1 protein-coding gene is annotated in these 1190 nt (G+C 51.4%); it reads right to left on the bottom strand.

Annotation, left to right across the window (positions count from 1 at the left end; translation table 11 throughout):
• A partial coding sequence (locus tag ACESQ2_RS28390; RefSeq protein WP_373171596.1) for an IS4 family transposase occupies positions 1-1190 on the bottom strand: 1190 nt, incomplete at both ends.

Below are 1190 nucleotides of genomic sequence, written 5' to 3'. Positions count from 1 at the left end.
TAATAAACCAGCACCATACTTCGGTAGGCTCTGGCGAGGTGGTTAAGAACGGTGCTCAGCACCGTTCGCCTTAATATTAGCGGGGAGTGTCGCAGGACATTCTCCGCTAACGTCAGATAAGAGATTACCCGCCGCGATTTAATACTGTTGGCCTGATACCTTACATGTAATCCTTTACTTTCTGCATGATAACCAATAAGCCACAGGACTATTGTGCTCAGCGTTGCCAGCAGGCTCAGCACCAGCATTCTTCCCGCTGAACGGCTGTAACTGGCCCGCAGACCGAACCCAAACCGTTCGCTTTTCTCATCGCGGAAGTTCTGCTCTATCTGCATTCGGCGACTGTATAACTTCATGATTTCACGTGGCTTAAAGTCGTCTGTGCTGCTGAAGATGAGCCACGGCTCTTTTGCTGAAGAGCGCCCGTCGCGAACCTGAGATTTGCGTTTTATGCGACACCTTGAGTGCCGGTGTTTCCGGCCTTTTGGTTCTTTCCTGTGCAGATAAAAATGTCCCTCACACCGGGCATATTCCGCCCGTGCAAGCGTGCCTGGCCCCAGATATTCTGGTTTACTGCTGGCCTGTAATTCCTGACGTCTGAACCAGTATTCACCTTTGCTGTTCAGGCGCATCTGGATATTACCCCTGACACGGCCAATAAAATCCCATCCGAGCGACCGGATATGCCGGAACCAGGCATTCTGGAAGCCCGCATCGGTAACGATGATGACTCTGGCCGTCGGGTTCACCGCCCCGGCAAGGGCATCAAGGAAGGCCTTTTGTATCTGTCCATTCTGCTGCTTTTCTGACGGGACTATCCAGCTTAACAGCGGAAGCGAACGCCCATCGCAAAGCAGACTGGCGCGGAGCACATGATATTCCTGAGACGGATAGCCACTCCAGTCAACCGCAATAACACACAGCGATAATTTCCGCGTCAGCATGGTGATAATGCCATTGAAAATCAGAGGAATATCCTGATGGAGTGATTTATTGCCCAGTAGACGATCAACTCGTTTGATTTTGTTTTTGACCTGAGCAGCGCCGGGTAAATAACGTCCGATACTGGTCAGCGTCAGTGACGCGCCGTTGATTAAGGCAAGCGTGGCGTCAAGGAGGGCATTTTGTCGGTATTTGTGAAACGGAGCTAAAGCATCCCGGAAGAAATTCTGACATACTCGGCAGGCAGG

The organism is Klebsiella sp. Q11, from assembly GCF_964241505.1.
GTDB lineage: Bacteria > Pseudomonadota > Gammaproteobacteria > Enterobacterales > Enterobacteriaceae > Klebsiella > Klebsiella michiganensis.
The sequence above is the reverse complement of the archived record's forward strand: the minus strand, read 5'-3'. Positions and strand labels throughout refer to the sequence as shown.